The sequence below is a fragment of the Rubellimicrobium arenae genome, assembly GCF_017916275.1.
GTDB classification, from domain to species: Bacteria; Pseudomonadota; Alphaproteobacteria; order Rhodobacterales; family Rhodobacteraceae; genus Rubellimicrobium; species Rubellimicrobium arenae.
This window is the reverse complement of sequence record NZ_JAFMST010000003.1, coordinates 430,220-445,360: the sequence shown is the minus strand read 5'-3', so window position 1 is coordinate 445,360 and position 15,141 is coordinate 430,220. Positions and strand designations below refer to the sequence as shown.

Sequence of the window (15,141 nt, the reverse complement as noted above, 5' to 3'; positions counted from 1 at the left end):
CCCGATATGCAAACGTCCAGTCCGTCGTTGCCAACCAACCCGGAACCGCCCGCATATCCCTTCAATGCGTCATCCATGTCAAACAGCCAGACCCCCGACGCCGATACCCAGCCCGCCCGCCCAAACCGGACGCCCAAGCCAGGATCCTGTCAGAAATCCCCCGCGCCCCGTCCAGCTCGCCGCCAGATCACCGCCGCAGTCCCGGCCCGCGCCCTCAGCGCCGCCGGTGACGGGCTATCTACGGATTGCCCCCACCCCGCGCAAGAGTAAAACCACTCCCCACCCCAAAGTTTTTTGCCCCCCATCCCCCACCCCCAGAACACAGAGCCGTGACCGCCACACCGACAACGCCGCCCGCACAGGAGAGGGCCAGGCTAGACGGAGTTTGTCCCCACGCAACGTCTGGCCCGATAGTTTGTGGGACTCTCCAGCCAGCCCGTCCATGCTCGCGGATGGCTGTCAGTCGGGGACCCGCTCCTCGTCGACCCGTTCCGCAGCAGCGACCTTCGTCAGCACCGGAGCAACCCGATGTCCTCTCGTTTCCCTTACATGGGGCCACCTCTTCTCAGCCACGGCTTCAGGCTCTTCTTCCTCGTCGCAGCCCTGTTCGCAGGGGCGTCGGTCCCCGCCTGGATCATGATCCGAGACGGCCTCATGGAGATCAGGGGTCCTTTCCTGCCCGCCGACTGGCATATCCACGAGATGATCTTCGGCTATGGCGCGGCGGTCCTTGCCGGCTTCCTGTTCACCGCAATTCCCAACTGGACCGGACGGATGCCGATCCGGGGCTGGCCGCTGGCGGCGCTCGCCCTGATCTGGCTGGCTGGCCGGCTCTCGGTCGCGGGGCTGATCCCTCTGCCTCCGGCGGGGATCATGGCGGTCGATGGGACCTTCCTGCTCGCAGTCAGCCTAATGGCGGTGCGCGAGATCGTCTCGGGCCGGAACTGGCGCAACATGCTGGTCATCGGGCCGGTCTTCGTGCTCCTGGCAGCGAATCTGGTCTTTCACCTTGAGGCCATGTGGAACGGTTCAGCCGACCTGGGCCGGAGGCTCGGCCTCGGAGTCATCGTGTTCCTGATCCTCCTGATCGGAGGACGGATCACCCCGAGCTTCACCCGCAACTGGCTTGTGCAACGGGGGGAAAATCGCCTTCCCACTCAGGTGAACCGCTTCGACGGCATCTGCCTGGCCTTGACGGCGGTTGCCCTACTGTCCTGGGCCGCAGCTCCGGCCAAGGCTGCCGGCACGGCGCTCATCGTGGCGGGGCTTCTCCAGGCCGTGCGACTCGCGCGGTGGCGGGGCTTTGCGACCTGGCGCTCGCCGCTGCTCCTCATGCTCCATGCCGCCTTCGCGTTCGTTCCATGCGGGTTGGTGGCAACAGGGTTGGCCTGTTGGGATGTCCTGCCAGCAGCAGCAGGCCTCCACCTCCTGGGCGTGGGCGGGATCGGGGGAATGACCCTCGCCGTGATGATGAGAGCCACGCTCGGCCACACCGGTCGGGATCTGAACGCCGGACCATGGCTCGTCGCGGCGTTCCTGGGCATCGCACTGGCCGCCGTCCTGCGGTCTGCCCTGCCAGACGCCATGGTCTTCGGGGTCACGGGGCTGGAGCTTGCGGCGGCATCCTGGACCCTGGCCTTCGGCCTCTTCATCGTCCGGGCAGGTCCCTGGCTGATCGGACCGCAAGCCGCTTCAAGAAAGGCCCGCGCCGTCCCGACCCCTCCATGATGAGACCGAGTACTGGTCACGTCGCTGTCTGCCGGGAGGGCTGATGGGTGCCGGGCGCAACACGCCCCGAATACATCTCCCTGGAAGGACAGGTCGCCGGTAGGGCATCATCGCTCCGGATCACTCACGACTGTGGATGCTGAGCTTGATGGAACTTCGGATCGCGCCGCTTCGGCCCTGGCGACCAGCCCTGCGCGACGTGGCTCCCTCAACTGGTCCGGTCGCCCCGCCATCCGCCACCCGACTCAACTGGCCCGACCGTCATGCCTTGGTGACGTTCGCATGAGAACGGCCGGAGTCCTCCTCGCGGCCGGGGCCTCCCGACGCTTCGGCCAAGCGGACAAGCTCTTGGCCGTTCTGCATGGACGCCAGCTCATCCGTCAGGCTGCCGATGCGGCAGATGCCGCGCAGCTCGACCTGCGGATCGCCGTGACCTCGTCCGACGAGGTGGCCAAAGCTCTTCCGGAGTTCCGGATCAGCAGGGTCGCCCCGGACCAGCCGCAGTCCACCAGCCTGGCCACCGGGATCATGGAGGCCATGGATCAGGGCGCCGACCGTGCGGTCGTCCTGCTGGCCGACATGCCGCTGATCACGGCGGATATGATCGATGGGGTTATCGAACTGGCAGGTGACGGGGTGGCCGCCATCACCGACGGGCGGCGCGTGTGTCCCCCGGCATGTTTTCCACGGGATCTCTTCCCCGAACTGACGCGCGTCTCGGGCGATCAGGGCGCGCGTGCGTTGCTCTCCGGGTTGGGGCCGCAGCAGCTGCTCAGGGTTCCGTCCAGCAGCCTGGTAGATATCGACACCCTGGAGGATCTGGACCGGCTCAGCCGCCCCCGCGGAACGCGGGCCTGACCGTCAGGCCGCGCCCAGAGTCGTTCCGTACACCAGCCCCTTTTCCTTGAGCCAGCGGCGATAGGCGACCGATGATGCGTCGGCCCGCGTCGGTATCTCGGCGCGTGGCTCGAGGGGGAGGAGAACCGGCCTCTGATTCTCGAGGATGATGCGGTCCTGAAGGAAGATGACCTGCTGGAAGCCGATCAGGTCGGCGCTCCGGGCCTCGTCGTCGATCAGGAACATCACCGGATGGGCCCGACAGCGACCCGGATCGAGCGGCTGGACGAACAGGCAGATCACGTCCCAACGGTCGGCAGCCATGGGACAGGTCTTGTAAAGGAGGACGGTGAACGGCGTCGTGATGCGGTAGATGTAATCCGTCTTGATCGCGCCCTCCGCCGACAGCGCCGCCCGCGGCTGGACAAAGGTGCAGTTCGTGGCCCAAACCTCGTCGACATCCCGGCGGATCTCGCAGTCGTAGTGTTCCACCTCGGTGTGCGGCTCGGAGCCGAGGATGTCGGTATGGACGAAGGGGAAATGCGCCATGTCGAGAAAGTTCTCGACGATGCGCAGCCCGGAAGCCTTCACCGCGATCGCCCCGCAGGGCACGTACCGGCGGTCGGGCTCTTCAGCCTCGGGGATCGAGGGCACGTCGCTGGGCGGCTCCCCGAGCGACGTCCACAGATAGCCGTACCTTTGTCGCGTCGGCAGGTCACGACCTTTGGCCGTCACCACGATGCGTTCGTCGCGATGGACCGAGAGGTCCGTTCCAAGCAGCCGGTTCCGGCTCTCCCCTTGGGGGATGTCGGCCAGGTTCTCGATGCAGTACCACTGATCCAGTGCGGCTTTTTCGGCCATGATCGTTCCTCAGGTCAGTCCCGGGCGCCGGGCATGTGTCGCAGGTCCCTGCCCCGTGTCAAACGGCCCGGCCACGCGTCAGCGAAGGTCACGGAAGAAGGGGAGGCTCAGCCCGGCCGGGGCCGCCATGATGCGGCGCATGCGCTGGAACGCCAGGACCGGCACGATGATCAGGGCGATCGTCCCCAGATAGGGCAGCATCGACAGGATCGAGGCTGCAACGGGCCAGTTCCGCGCCTGCCCGACGAAGCCCAGCGCCGTCACGAAGCCGAACATCAGCGCCGCCGCCACGGCGCTGAGCGGCCGGAAGCCTGCAAAGATGACCAGGGCCACCGCGATCCAGCCCCGTCCCGCCACCACGCCCTCCGACCAGGACGGCACGAAGGCGAGCGTGAGATAGGCTCCCGCGCCGGCCGCCATGGCCGAGCCGATGGCCGTGTACCAGAACCGGAAGGCCATGACGGGGATCCCGGCGGCGTCTGCGGCGGCCGGATTCTCCCCCACCGCGCGCATGTTCAGCCCATGGCGGGTCCGGAACATGAGCCAGTGCAGAAACAGCGGCAGGACGATGTAGATCACATAAACAAGGACGTTGTGGCTGAACAGGGCACGCCCGACGAACGGCAGATCGCTCAGGCCGGGGATCGATACGGGCCCGAAGGTCGCCGGCGCGGGCATGCCTGAATAAGCCTTGCCGACCGTGGCCGCGAGCCCTGTCCCGATCAGCGTGAGCGCGAGCCCGCAGAGCACCTGGTTCGCCCGCACCACCACGGTGGCGAGCGCGAAGACCATGCCGAACAGGAAGCCGACCAGCAGGGCGGCCAGAAGGCCCAGCACCGGGCTGAGGGTGGCCAGCACGGTCGCGATCCCGGTCACGGCCCCCAGCGCGATGAGACCTTCGACCCCGAGGTTCACGACGCCGACCCGCTCGGCCAGCACCTCGCCCAGCGCGGCCAGCGCAAGGACGCCGCCCGCCAGGAACGCCGTCTGGATCAGTCCCGCCAAGACATCCATCGCTCAAGCCCTTTGTGCCGTGGTGCGGATCACGCGGTAATGCGCCAGCTCGTCCCCGATCGCGGAGAAGAGCAGGATCAGTCCGGTGACCGCCAGCACCGTGTTCGTCGTCAGTCCCTGGGTCTGGAGGATGATGCCCCCGTTCAGGATCACGGCCATCAGCAGGGCCGAGGCGAGAACCCCGAGAGGGGCGGCCCGCGCCAGAACCGCCACCATGATCCCCAGATACCCGTAGTTGTTGGAAATGCCGCCCTGCAGGCGTCCCACCGTTCCGGCAACCTCCATGACGCCGCCCAGGCCGGCGATGGCTCCGGACATCAGCATCACCGTGATCAGATGCCGCCTGACGGGGATCCCCGCATAACGCGCAGCACCCGGGTTCGAGCCGGAGATCCGGATCTCGTAGCCCCACCGGGTCAACGCGAACAGGATCGCCAGCGCCATCGCCATAGCCACGGCCACGGGGAAGCCCCAGTGGACGATCCCCCAGAACTCGGGGATGGCCACGGGCAGGCGGGCCGTGGTGGCGAGGGCGTGGCCCGAGGGGTCCAGCCAGGGCCCCGTCGCCACATAATACACCAGCAGGAGCGCCACGAAGTTGAGAAGCAGGGTCGTGATCAGCTCGCTCACATCGGCGTAGGCGCGGGCCAGGGTGGGCACGAGGATCCAGGCCGCGCCGCCCAGGGCGCCGCCAAAGACCATCAGAGGCAGGACCATCCAGACGGGTCCCGGCACGAACAGCGCAACCCCGGCCGCACAGAACGCGCCGATGTTGAACTGACCCTCGGCCCCGATGTTCCAGGCGCCGATCCGGAGGCCGACGGCGACGGCCAGGCCGGTGTAGATCAGTGGCGTGAGCAGAAGGCCCAGATCCTCGATCCCGAAGCGGGAGCCGAAGCTGGACGACACGACCTCAGCCCCGAGATCGAACGGGTGGAACCCGGCGGCCGCGGTGACGAGGCCCGCCACCAGCAGGGCAAGGATCACCGAAACGGCCCGCGCGAGAAATGCAAGGCGCGGCTTGGCCGAGGGAAGTCGCTGAAGACGCCAGCCCATCATGCCGCCCTGTCGCGGCGCTGTCCGCCCATCATCAGCCCGATGTCGTCGAGATCGGCCGCGGCGGCTGGCACGATGCCCATGATCCGCCCGTGAAACATCACAGCGATGCGGTCCGACAGGTTCAGCAACTCTTCCAGCTCCTCGGAAACCAGCACCACCGCCACGCCCTGGTCGCGAAGTTCGGTGAGGTAGCGCATCATCATGTTGATCGCCCCGACATCGAGGCCGCGGCTCGGATAGGCGGCAACGATGGCCCGTCGGGCGATCCGCATCTCGCGGCGGGCGACCAGGCGCTGCTGGTTCCCCCCCGACAGGTTGCGGACCGGCATGGCAAAGTCCGGCACGACCACCTCGGCCGCGCCAGCGATGCGCCGGGCAAGATCGAGCGCGGCGCGCGGGCTGTACCATGGCCCCCGCGACACCGGGCGGTCCCGATACTCCCGCAGGACCGCGTTCTCGGTGATCGACAGCCCCGCGGCGACGCCGCTGGCCAGCCGGTCCTCGGGGATATGTCCCACGCCCATCGTGGCCACGGCCCCGGGACCGGCCCGCGAGATGTCCGCTCCGTCCAGCAGAACGCGGCCGGAGGTCGGCGCGGCGAGCCCGGTCATGATCTGGCAAAGCTCCCGCTGACCGTTCCCGGCCACCCCGGCGACCCCCAGCACCTCGCCGGCCCGGACCTCCAGGCTGATGTCCTGGAGGACGCCCTTCAGAGCGACGGCTTCGAGCCGGAGCACGGGCGCACCCGGCCCCGCGATCCCCGGCGCGCGCGTCCGCATATCGGTGAGGACGATCTCGCGCCCGACCATCATCTGCGCGAGCGAACGCTCGGTGCAGTCGGACGCCCATCGCGTGGCCACGTTCCGCCCGGCGCGCAGCACGGTGACCCGATGGGCGATCTCCAGCACCTCATCGAGCTTGTGGCTGATGAAGATCACGGCATTGCCTTGGGCGACAAAGGCCCGCAGCGCGGCGAACAGGTCTTGCGCCTCGCCGGGGGTCAGCACCGCCGTCGGCTCGTCGAGGATCAGCACCTTCGCATCCCGGGACAGCACCCGAAGGATCTCGACCCGCTGCTGCTCGCCCGTCGAAAGGTCTGCGACCGTCGCCTCGGGCCGGACGGCCAGGTTCAGCCGCGCCGCGAGTTCGGCCGTCCGCGCCTCGAGCATCGCCGCTCCGACCCGGGCCGGGGTCCGATCCCAGCCCAGGTGGACGTTCTCGGCCACGGTGAAGGCCTGCACGAGCTTGAAATGCTGGTGCACCATTCCGATCCCGGCGCGGATCGCATCCTGGGGGGAGGAAAAGGTCCGCGGATAGCCGGCGACGACGATCTCGCCCGAGTCGGGCTGGTAGATGCCCGTCAAGACGTTCATCAGAGTCGACTTGCCTGCGCCGTTCTCCCCCAGGAGGGCGTGGATCTCGCCGGGGAACACCTCGAGGTGGACGTCGGCGTTGGCGATGACGCCGGGGAACACCTTTCCGACGCCCCGAAGGGCAACCAGCGGCGGCGTGCCCGGATCGAGCCCGAGCCGGTGCCGGACATCCACCTCGTCGAGCATCGCGCCGCCCCCGTCCATCAGGAGTCGAGTCCCGACACGCCCTCGATCGACCAATCCCAGTTGTACAGCTCCGTCTCGGTCATGGTCTGCCCGGCCGCGATCCGGATGTTGCCCTTGGAGTCCTTGATCTCGCCGGTGAAGGGGCTCCATCCCGATAGGATCTTGTCCCGCGCGGCATCGGCCTGCGCGGCGACCTCGGCCGGAACGGACTGGCCCCAGGCGTCGCGATCCACGCCCTGCCCCATCGGCAGGATGTCCTGCGACGGCGTCCACTCGCCAGCCAGACGGCGGCGCACCTGCTCCACGTAGTAGGCGCCGAAGTCGACGACGATCGAGCTGACATAGGCGTTGGGCCCGTAACGGCGGATGTCGGTATTCCACATCACCGCCTTGGCGCCGCGCTGCTCGGCCACCTGGAGATAGGCGGCCTCGTCCATGATCCCGAACAGGAGGTCGCAGCCGTTGTCGATCAGGGCGGTGCCGGCCTGCGCGGCCGCCTGCGGGTCGAACCAGCTGTTGATGACGATGGTCTGGACGGTGGCGCTCGGGTTCACCGACCGCGCACCCATCAGGAAGGCGTTGGTGCCGGAATAGACGGACGGCACCGGGAAGGAGGCCACGTAGCCCAGCTTGCCTGTCTTGGACAGCAGCCCGGCGGCCACGCCGGTCACGTAGGACGGGTACCAGTGCTGCACGTAATAGGTGCCCAGGTTGTCCATCGGCGACCGGCCATCGCATTCGAAGAAGGCCACCTCGGGGGCACGGGCGGCGACGTCGTACAGGAAATCGCCGTAGTTCGAGTTGGCGAACACCATATGCGCGCCCTCGGAGACGAACTGCCGGTAGATGCGGCTCGCATCGGCGGAGTAGGGAACGCTCTCGACATAGATCGTCTTGAGTTTTGGATAGGCGTTCTGGACCGCCTGACGGCCCTGGTCGTGCGCCCAGGTCCAGCCTTCGTCGGCCGTGGGACCGACATAGCCCCAGGCGATCACCGCCTCCTCCTCGGCCACGGCCGGCAGCGGCCCGGCGGCACGCGCGGGCTGGATCAGGCCCGTCCGGGGCAGCATCAGGCCGAGCCCCGCCGCCGCGCCCATGTTGAGGAAGCCACGCCGCGAGAGCGGTCTGATCAACGTCATCGGTCCTTACCTCACTGTCATTCGGGCCTCTGTCCCCGGCCCCTGCGTCCCATGGCCGACCCGGTTCAACGACCTGGAACCAGCCGATGGGGATCAGCTTCCAGAGCCGTCACGTTCTGCCTAGTCGTATTCTTTCGACCCTTCCGTTGCGTTCAACGCAACACTTGACGGCCTTGGGAAAGCCCGCCCTTAGTTGGCCAGCAACAGCCGAACGCGGCCCGTCCCGAAAACCAGTTTGCTGAATTTACTGGCATTCTGAGAACTTCGGCACGGACGGTCGGGGCGCTGCGGACGTGGACAGGATGGTCGATGGACAAGGTCGAGGTGTTCGAATTCCGTGGACAGCTTCCGGTCGGAAGCTTTGCGGAATTCGCCCGGCATCGGGCCGGGCGGCTGTCGCTCGGCCTCGAAACCCTGTCGCAGAGCGAGAGCGAAGCGAGGTTCCGGGTCAGCGGCCCGGAGGATCTGGTCGACGCCTTCGAGATGGCGCTGAGCCTTGGTCCTTCCGACTGCCTGGTGCTGGACGTGGTGCGGATGGGAAATGGCCCGAGCGGGAGCAGTGACGGCCCAACAAGGAGGGAGTGATGCAGAAGGGATGGTATCCCCTTGCGCTGTCGCATGCGATCGCCGCGGGGACATCGGCCGGCACCGTGCTGCACGGGCAGGAGATCGTCGTCTGGCGCGACAGCTCCGGCGGGGCGCATACCTGGGAGGACCGTTGCCCCCACCGCGGCATGAAGATGAGCTTCGGCTTCGTTCGGGGCGATCACATCGCCTGCCTTTATCATGGTTGGGAGTATGACCAGGGCGGCCAGTGCCGATACATCCCGGCGCATCCGAAGCTCGAGGTCCCGAAGACCATCTGCGTGAAGACCTATCCGGCGGCCGAGGCGGCCGGAATGATCTGGGTCTGGATGCCCGTGGGGATGCCGGTCGAGGGCGGCCCGGCCGAACAGGAGGCCACGGGGGTGCGCAGCCTGTATCTCGATCGTGCGCTGGACGAGGTGGAGCCCCACCTTTCAGCCGGCTTCGGTGCGTCCGAGGCGGCCCGAGAGGATGGTGTCATCCGACTCGTCACCGATCTCGGACCGCTTCGGATCGGCCTTCAGCCGGTCAGCGCGGACCGTTGCGCCCTGCACATCACCCTGGCCGGAACCGCAGAGCCGGGAACCCTGGTGGCCGTGGCCGCACGGGCCGAGGCGTTCCGACGCCGGGTCGAATCCGCCACGCTCCTTGCTGCCGAATGACCATGCCACAGCTCTACAACTACGACCTCGACGAGAACTGCTACCGCGTGCGGCTCGTGGCCGCCTGCATCGGCCTTCCGCTGGACCTGCATGGCGTCGATGCCTTCCCGGGTCGCGAACACCAGAGCGCGCCGATGCTGGCGCTCAATCCGCTCGGGCGGCTGCCGATCCTCCGGGACGGCGACCTCGTGCTGACCCAGCCGGAAGCGATCCTCCTGCATCTGGCCGAACGGCATGATCCGCAGCGGCGCTTCGTGACCGATGATCCCGTTCGACGGGCCAGGATGATGGAATGGCTGATCTTCGCGGCACGCGACCTGTCGATGGCCGTTGCGGCGCGCACGACATCCATGCTGGGGGAGCCGGGCGACACCGACGCTCTTCGCGCCGGGGCCCGCCGTTGCCTGCGGATCATGGACGACCATATGACCCGCCAGTCGCTTGCCGGTTCGGACTTCTTCGTCGGCCCCGAGGCGACCCTGGCCGATCTGGCTCTCTTTCCGGCCTTTGCGCTGTCGAGGGACTTCAACGTCGATCACGACGAGTTCCCGGCGCTGCGGCTCTGGGCTCGGCGGCTGAGGTCGCTGCCAGGGTTCATCACCATGCCGGGCCTGCCCGACTACCATTGACAGGACGTCCGGTCCGGAGGGCAGCGCATGGATCTTCACCGCCTGGGGCTCATCTCGAGCCGCGTCCAGAACTTCGTCCTGGTGGCGCGGCTCGGGTCCATCCGACAGGCGGCGAAGGCGCTCAATGTCGCTCCGTCCTCGATCAGCCGGACCATCAAGCAGCTTGAGGAGGACCTGACGACACCCCTGTTCGAGCGATCGCAACAGCGGCTCAAGCTCACCTCGGCGGGCGAGCTCCTGTACTACCACATCCGGCAGAGCACCGGAGAGCTGAACCGTGCGATCACCGAGATCAACGATCTCCAGGGCCTGAGGCGCGGAACGGTCTCGATCGCCGTCATCGAGAGCGCGACGCGCGGCTTCCTGCCCGACGTGCTCGCGTCCTTCTGGATCCGCCACCCCGAGATCAGCGTCGATGTCCGGGTCGGCGGATCGCCCGAAGTGGCGAACATGCTCCTCCAAGGCGAGGCCGACCTCGCCATCGCCTTCGACGTGCGTGTGCCACGCAACGCCCGGCGCATCGCGTCGGTCGCCCTGCCGATGGGCGTGATGGCCCCGCCGGGCAGCCGCCTCGCCACAAAGGAGGGCCCGCTCCGCGTCTACGATCTGGCGGGGGAACGGGTGATCCTGTCCGACTCGAGCCTCACCCTCGGGTCCACCGTCGAGGAAGCCTTCTCCGGGTCGTTCGTGGAGTTCTCGCGCCGGGCGCGGACCAACTCGATCGGCCTCATGATCGATCTGGCGGCACGGGGCCTCGGGACCATCCTGCAAACCCGCATGGGCGTGGAGCGGGAGATCGAGCGCGGTGACCTCGTCTTCGTGCCGCTGGCGGACAGCCGGCTGCATCCGCGTCGCCTCCAGCTCCTGTCCCGCCCGAAATCCGAGATCTCCGAGGCGGCTTCCGTGCTGGCCAACAACCTGGCGCAAGCCATCGAGCGCATGGCGCCCTGACGGCATCCCGTTGCGCGCAACGCAACATGAGCATCGAACAACAGCAGCTATGCGGAACACCCACGTCCTGCCATCGTCGCCGTGACATCACCTTCCAGGCAGTGGGACATGAAGCAAAGCGCCGTGGACGCGGTCATTCGCGGGCTCAAGCGGGCGGGGGTCAGCATCGTCTGCTACCTGCCCGACTCGCTCTTCAAGGAACTCTATCCGGCGCTGGATGCGGACCCGGACATCCGAACCATCCGGGTCACCAACGAGGGTGAAGGCGCGGCCATATGCGGTGGCGTGTTCCTGTCCGGCAAAAGGGCGGCGCTCGTGATGGAGAACTCGGGGCTGCGGGCCTCGGTCGAGCCGCTGGCCCGGATGGGGCTGGGGGCAGGCATCCCTGTCGTCATGCTGATGAGCTACCGGGGCGAGCTGGGCGAGAACAACTGGTGGGCCATCCCGCATGGCATCACCATGGAGCCGGTGCTGAATGCGCTCCGCATCCCCTATCGGGTCGTGCGCGAGGAGGAGACGATCGAGCAGTCCATCCTCGACGCCTACAACTGGTCCTACAACGCCTATTACCACTCGGCGGTGGCGCTGGGCGGGAGCATCGTGCGATGAAACGGTACGATTGCATGACCCGCCTGGCCGCGCGGCTGACGGACGAACTCGTGATCCTGTCGCTCGGGGCGTCCGTGGACGAATGGTACAACGCGGCACCGCACATGCGCGCGGCGTCGCTGTTCCAGCAACAGCTGGGCTGCGTGACGCCGCAGGCCCTTGGGCTGGCCGCAGGGCTGCCGCACCGCCGGATCGTGTCGCTGGATACGGATGGCGGGATGATGTTCAACCTGGGCATCCTGGCCACCCTCGGGAACGAGAGGCCGAAGAACCTCTTCGTCGTGGTCTGGGACAATGAATGCTACCAGTCCATCGGCGGTCCGCCCACCCACACCGCTTCCGGTCGGGTGGATATCGCCGCCATTGCCCGGGGGTGCGGGATCACCCAGGCCCATACCGCCCGGACGATCGAGGAGTTCGAGGCCCATTGCGTCGCCGGCCTTGCGGCGGAGGAGCCCTACGTCGTCGTCGCGAAGGTGGCGGGCGCCGTGCAGCCCGACATCCGGCGCAAGCACTCCGACGGGCGCGAGGACAAGTACATCTTCGTGCGCCACGTCGAGGCGACCGAAGGTGTCGTCATCATGGGACCATCGGAGCACAACTGATGGCCACCTTCGACTTCATCGTTGTGGGAAGCGGGTCCGGGGGTTCGGCCGTCACCCGGAGGCTGGTCGAGGCGGGCGCCGAAGTTGCGCTCGTCGAGGCCGGGCCGCCTGGCTTCGGCGTCGAGGAACTGGACGACCCCGCACGATGGGTGTCGCTGGCAAAGGGAGCCTACGACTGGGGCCATGACTACGCGCCCACGGACCGCGTGCTCGGCCGGGTCATCCCGATTCCCCGCGGCCGCGTGCTGGGTGGCTCCACGGCGACGAACGCGATGATGTGGTACCGGGGACACCCGCTCGACTACGACCGCTGGGCCGACACCTCGCCGGGCTGGTCCTTTGCCGAGTGCCTTCCCGCCTTCAAGCGCAGCGAGGACTGGGAGGGCGGAGCCTCGGACCTTCGTGGCAGCGGGGGACCGTTGCGGATCACCCGCAGCCCCGACCCGCATCCGGTGGCGGCCGCCATGCTGGACGGCGCGGCCGAGATGGGGCTGCCGATCCTTGACGACCCGAATGGGCCGTCGAACGAAGGTGGGGCGCTGTCGAACCTGAACATTTCCGGCGGCCGTCGGCACAGCGCGGCGGACGGCTATCTTCGCCCGATCCTCGGGGCCGCCAATCTGACCCTGATTGCCGACAGTCCCGTGATCCGGGTGATCCTGAACGGCGATCGCGCCACCGGCATTGTCCATCGCCTTGGCGGGCGGGAGGTCGTGTCCGAGGCGCGGCTCGGGGTCATCCTCGCCGCCGGGGCGATCGAGACGCCGCGGCTCCTGGTCCTGTCGGGCATCGGGCCGGAGGACGATCTGAAGCGGCTGGGAATTGCGGTCGCCTTGTCCCGGCGGGGTGTCGGGCAGAACCTCCAGGATCACCCCCTTGTCCGGGCCGTCAACTGTCGGGCGCGGGTCCCGATGGGGCGGCCACGCGACAATGGCGGAGGCACCATCCTGAACTGGACATCGGACCCCGCCCTGCCCCAGGCCGACCTCCACGCCTTTCCCGTCCAGGGGCGGAGCGCCGTTCCGGCCGTCCTCGACCGGTATGGGCTGGACGGCGACCTGTTCGCCATTGGCCCCGGTCTGATGCGTTCGCATTCACGGGGCTACCTTCGGGTGCTGACCGCCGAGCCGGAGGGTCCGCTGGAGATCCAGCCCAACTTCCTGGCCGACCCCAGGGACCTTGCCGCGCTCTGCCGGGCCGTCGAGTTCGTGCAGGACATGGTCGAAGGGCCTGCCTTCGCGCATCTGTTCGACGGCCATGCCGCCCCATCGGCCCGGCTTTCGGGGGGCGACCTCGAGGGTTTCGTGCGCCTCGCCTGCTCCACGTTCTTCCACACCTGTGGAACGGCCCGGATGGGTGCGGACGACGACGCGGTCTGCACCCCGCGCCTCGCGGTCCGGGGCCTGCGCGGGCTCTGGATCGCGGATGCCTCGGTGATCCCGGACATCCCAAGCTGCAACACGCACGCGCCTGTCACCATGATCGGTGAACGCGCCGCCACCTTCGTGCTGGAGGACGCATGACACCTGCCCCCGACCTCATCCTGGCCGCGGATGCCGCCGTCACCATGGATGCGGATCTGAAGGTCGTCCCGCGCGGGGCCGTGGCCGTCGCCAAGGACCAGATCCTGGCCGTCGGTCCGCTGGCGGACCTTCAGGCGACCTATCCGGGTGCGCGGCTCCGCGACCTGGGGCGTGCGGTGCTGATGCCGGGCCTGATCAACGCCCATGCCCATTCGGGCTTCCTCCGGGGCACCGCCGAGCACCTGCCGGTCTGGGAATGGCTCACCCGGCACATCAACCCCATGCACCGGATGCTCCGCCCCGAGGAGGCGGAGGCCGCCAGCTACCTTTGCTATGGGGAAAGCCTGCTGTCCGGGGTCACCACGGTCGTCGACATGTGGCGCTTCATGCAAGGCTCGGCGCGGGCCGCCGAGGTGCTGGGCAACCGCCTGGTCGCGGTCCCCTATGTGGGCGAGCATCCCGACTACGACTACTTCGACCGGCTCGACATGAACGAGGCGCTGATCGAGTCCTGGAACGGCAAGGCCGGAGGTCGGATCACGGTCTGGGTGGGGCTCGAGCATCTGTTCTACGCCGATGAGGCCGGGCAGGCCCGCGCCATCGACTTGGCCAAGAAGCACGGGGTTCCCTTTCACACCCATTGCAGCGAGGCCGAGATCGAGGTCGAAGGCTTTCGCCAGCGCTACGACCGCAAGCCGATGCAGGTCTTCGACGACCTGGGGTTCTTCGAATGTCCGCTGACGATGTTCGCCCATGCCGTCTGGCTGGACGAGGAGGAGGTCGAGCTGATCGCCGGCCGATCGGTGTCGATCGCGCACAACCCGGTGTCGAACATGAAGCTCGCCTCGGGGATCGCGCCCGTGGCCGAGATGCTGGCGCGCGGCGTTCCGGTCGGCCTTGGGACGGACGGGGAGAAGGAGAACAACAACTTCGACATGTTCGAGGAGATGAAAGGCGCGTCCCTGCTGGGCAAGCTGCGGTTCCGCGACGCCGCGGCGATGGACAGCTGGGATTGCCTCCGCATGGCCACCTCCCTGGGTGCGCGGGCCATCGGGCAGGAGGCGCGGATCGGCTCGATCGAGCCGGGCAAGCAGGCCGACATCATCGCGGTGCGGGCCGACACGCCGCGCCTCACGCCCTTCTTCGCGGACGGTCCCTGGTTCAACCTCCAGCACAACCTCGTTCACGCCGTCCGTGGCTCGGACGTGACCATGACGATGGTGGCGGGCCAGATCGTGGTGGACGAGGGACGCCTGCTCACGGGGGACATGACCGAGATCATCGACCGCATCCACCGGTTGGCCCCCGGACATTTCTCGCGCCGCGCGGAATGGCTGGCGGCGAACGGCGGCGGAACGGTCCAATGGACGGATGCCTGAC

15 protein-coding genes are annotated in these 15,141 nt (G+C 67.9%); 10 read left to right on the top strand and 5 right to left on the bottom strand.

The window, feature by feature from the left end:
* The first annotated feature begins 528 nt into the window (after positions 1 to 528).
* Positions 529 to 1,728 carry an NnrS family protein gene (locus J3P31_RS06845; protein WP_210527661.1) on the top strand — a complete coding sequence of 400 codons (1,200 nt, stop codon included), beginning with the start codon at positions 529 to 531 and terminating at the stop codon, positions 1,726 to 1,728.
* Between the two features lie 282 nt (positions 1,729 to 2,010).
* Positions 2,011 to 2,586: a nucleotidyltransferase family protein gene (locus tag J3P31_RS06840; protein ID WP_210527660.1), complete on the top strand. Its 576-nt coding sequence runs from the start codon at positions 2,011 to 2,013 to the stop codon at positions 2,584 to 2,586.
* 3 nt (positions 2,587 to 2,589) lie between these two features.
* Here J3P31_RS06840 and J3P31_RS06835 read toward each other — a convergent pair whose 3' ends face one another.
* From J3P31_RS06835 to J3P31_RS06815, 5 genes are all read right to left on the bottom strand, one after another.
* The gene (locus J3P31_RS06835; RefSeq protein WP_210527659.1) at positions 2,590 to 3,426 is read right to left on the bottom strand and encodes an aromatic ring-hydroxylating dioxygenase subunit alpha; all 837 of its coding nucleotides are present in this window, start codon (positions 3,424 to 3,426) and stop codon (positions 2,590 to 2,592) included.
* A gap of 78 nt (positions 3,427 to 3,504) precedes the next feature.
* Complete coding sequence (locus J3P31_RS06830; protein ID WP_210527658.1) at positions 3,505 to 4,440, bottom strand: ABC transporter permease; 936 nt, start codon at positions 4,438 to 4,440, stop codon at positions 3,505 to 3,507.
* Between the two features lie 3 nt (positions 4,441 to 4,443).
* Complete coding sequence (locus tag J3P31_RS06825) at positions 4,444 to 5,496, bottom strand: ABC transporter permease (RefSeq protein WP_210527657.1); 1,053 nt, start codon at positions 5,494 to 5,496, stop codon at positions 4,444 to 4,446.
* A complete protein-coding gene (locus J3P31_RS06820) occupies positions 5,496 to 7,076 on the bottom strand; it encodes an ABC transporter ATP-binding protein (protein WP_246849302.1) in 1,581 nt (526 codons plus the stop codon). Before J3P31_RS06820 ends, J3P31_RS06825 begins: the two co-directional genes overlap by 1 nt.
* Positions 7,076 to 8,197, bottom strand: coding sequence for a BMP family ABC transporter substrate-binding protein (locus tag J3P31_RS06815; RefSeq protein WP_210527656.1), 1,122 nt, complete (start codon positions 8,195 to 8,197; stop codon positions 7,076 to 7,078). The genes J3P31_RS06820 and J3P31_RS06815 overlap by 1 nt, the downstream gene beginning before the upstream one ends.
* 309 nt (positions 8,198 to 8,506) lie before the next feature.
* Between J3P31_RS06815 and J3P31_RS06810 the strand changes: the two genes are divergently transcribed.
* From J3P31_RS06810 to J3P31_RS06775, 8 genes are all read left to right on the top strand, one after another.
* Positions 8,507 to 8,782, top strand: a complete 276-nt coding sequence (locus J3P31_RS06810) for a hypothetical protein (protein ID WP_210527655.1) — start codon at positions 8,507 to 8,509, stop codon at positions 8,780 to 8,782.
* On the top strand, positions 8,782 to 9,444 hold the full coding sequence (locus J3P31_RS06805) for a Rieske 2Fe-2S domain-containing protein (RefSeq protein ID WP_210527654.1): 663 nt from the start codon (positions 8,782 to 8,784) through the stop codon (positions 9,442 to 9,444). Before J3P31_RS06810 ends, J3P31_RS06805 begins: the two co-directional genes overlap by 1 nt.
* 2 nt (positions 9,445 to 9,446) lie before the next feature.
* Complete coding sequence (locus J3P31_RS06800; protein ID WP_210527653.1) at positions 9,447 to 10,073, top strand: glutathione S-transferase family protein; 627 nt, start codon at positions 9,447 to 9,449, stop codon at positions 10,071 to 10,073.
* 27 nt (positions 10,074 to 10,100) lie between these two features.
* Entirely contained in the window at positions 10,101 to 11,024 is a 924-nt protein-coding gene (locus tag J3P31_RS06795) for a LysR family transcriptional regulator (protein WP_210527652.1), read from the top strand.
* Positions 11,025 to 11,132: 108 nt separating this feature from the next.
* Entirely contained in the window at positions 11,133 to 11,633 is a 501-nt protein-coding gene (locus J3P31_RS06790) for a thiamine pyrophosphate-binding protein (protein ID WP_210527651.1), read from the top strand.
* A complete protein-coding gene (locus J3P31_RS06785) occupies positions 11,630 to 12,238 on the top strand; it encodes a thiamine pyrophosphate-dependent enzyme (RefSeq protein WP_210527650.1) in 609 nt (202 codons plus the stop codon). The genes J3P31_RS06790 and J3P31_RS06785 overlap by 4 nt, the downstream gene beginning before the upstream one ends.
* Positions 12,238 to 13,761 (top strand): GMC family oxidoreductase, encoded by a 1,524-nt coding sequence (locus tag J3P31_RS06780; protein ID WP_210527649.1) that lies wholly within the window; start codon positions 12,238 to 12,240, stop codon positions 13,759 to 13,761. The genes J3P31_RS06785 and J3P31_RS06780 overlap by 1 nt, the downstream gene beginning before the upstream one ends.
* Positions 13,758 to 15,140 carry an amidohydrolase family protein gene (locus J3P31_RS06775; protein WP_210527648.1) on the top strand — a complete coding sequence of 461 codons (1,383 nt, stop codon included), beginning with the start codon at positions 13,758 to 13,760 and terminating at the stop codon, positions 15,138 to 15,140. The genes J3P31_RS06780 and J3P31_RS06775 overlap by 4 nt, the downstream gene beginning before the upstream one ends.
* Position 15,141: the final 1 nt, after the last annotated feature.

Excerpts from the sequence above, each read along its gene's own strand:
- J3P31_RS06775 (WP_210527648.1), top strand. The coding sequence starts at position 13,758 with ATGACACCTGCCCCCGACCTCATCCTGGCCGCGGATGCCGCCGTCACC.
- J3P31_RS06805 (WP_210527654.1), top strand. The coding sequence starts at position 8,782 with ATGCAGAAGGGATGGTATCCCCTTGCGCTGTCGCATGCGATCGCCGCG.
- J3P31_RS06810 (WP_210527655.1), top strand. The coding sequence starts at position 8,507 with ATGGACAAGGTCGAGGTGTTCGAATTCCGTGGACAGCTTCCGGTCGGA.
- J3P31_RS06795 (WP_210527652.1), top strand. The coding sequence starts at position 10,101 with ATGGATCTTCACCGCCTGGGGCTCATCTCGAGCCGCGTCCAGAACTTC.
- J3P31_RS06820 (WP_246849302.1), bottom strand. The coding sequence starts at position 7,076 with ATGGACGGGGGCGGCGCGATGCTCGACGAGGTGGATGTCCGGCACCGG.
- J3P31_RS06780 (WP_210527649.1), top strand. The coding sequence starts at position 12,238 with ATGGCCACCTTCGACTTCATCGTTGTGGGAAGCGGGTCCGGGGGTTCG.
- J3P31_RS06830 (WP_210527658.1), bottom strand. The coding sequence starts at position 4,440 with ATGGATGTCTTGGCGGGACTGATCCAGACGGCGTTCCTGGCGGGCGGC.
- J3P31_RS06835 (WP_210527659.1), bottom strand. The coding sequence starts at position 3,426 with ATGGCCGAAAAAGCCGCACTGGATCAGTGGTACTGCATCGAGAACCTG.
- J3P31_RS06785 (WP_210527650.1), top strand. The coding sequence starts at position 11,630 with ATGAAACGGTACGATTGCATGACCCGCCTGGCCGCGCGGCTGACGGAC.
- J3P31_RS06845 (WP_210527661.1), top strand. The coding sequence starts at position 529 with ATGTCCTCTCGTTTCCCTTACATGGGGCCACCTCTTCTCAGCCACGGC.
- J3P31_RS06790 (WP_210527651.1), top strand. The coding sequence starts at position 11,133 with ATGAAGCAAAGCGCCGTGGACGCGGTCATTCGCGGGCTCAAGCGGGCG.
- J3P31_RS06800 (WP_210527653.1), top strand. The coding sequence starts at position 9,447 with ATGCCACAGCTCTACAACTACGACCTCGACGAGAACTGCTACCGCGTG.
- J3P31_RS06815 (WP_210527656.1), bottom strand. The coding sequence starts at position 8,197 with ATGACGTTGATCAGACCGCTCTCGCGGCGTGGCTTCCTCAACATGGGC.
- J3P31_RS06825 (WP_210527657.1), bottom strand. The coding sequence starts at position 5,496 with ATGGGCTGGCGTCTTCAGCGACTTCCCTCGGCCAAGCCGCGCCTTGCA.
- J3P31_RS06840 (WP_210527660.1), top strand. The coding sequence starts at position 2,011 with ATGAGAACGGCCGGAGTCCTCCTCGCGGCCGGGGCCTCCCGACGCTTC.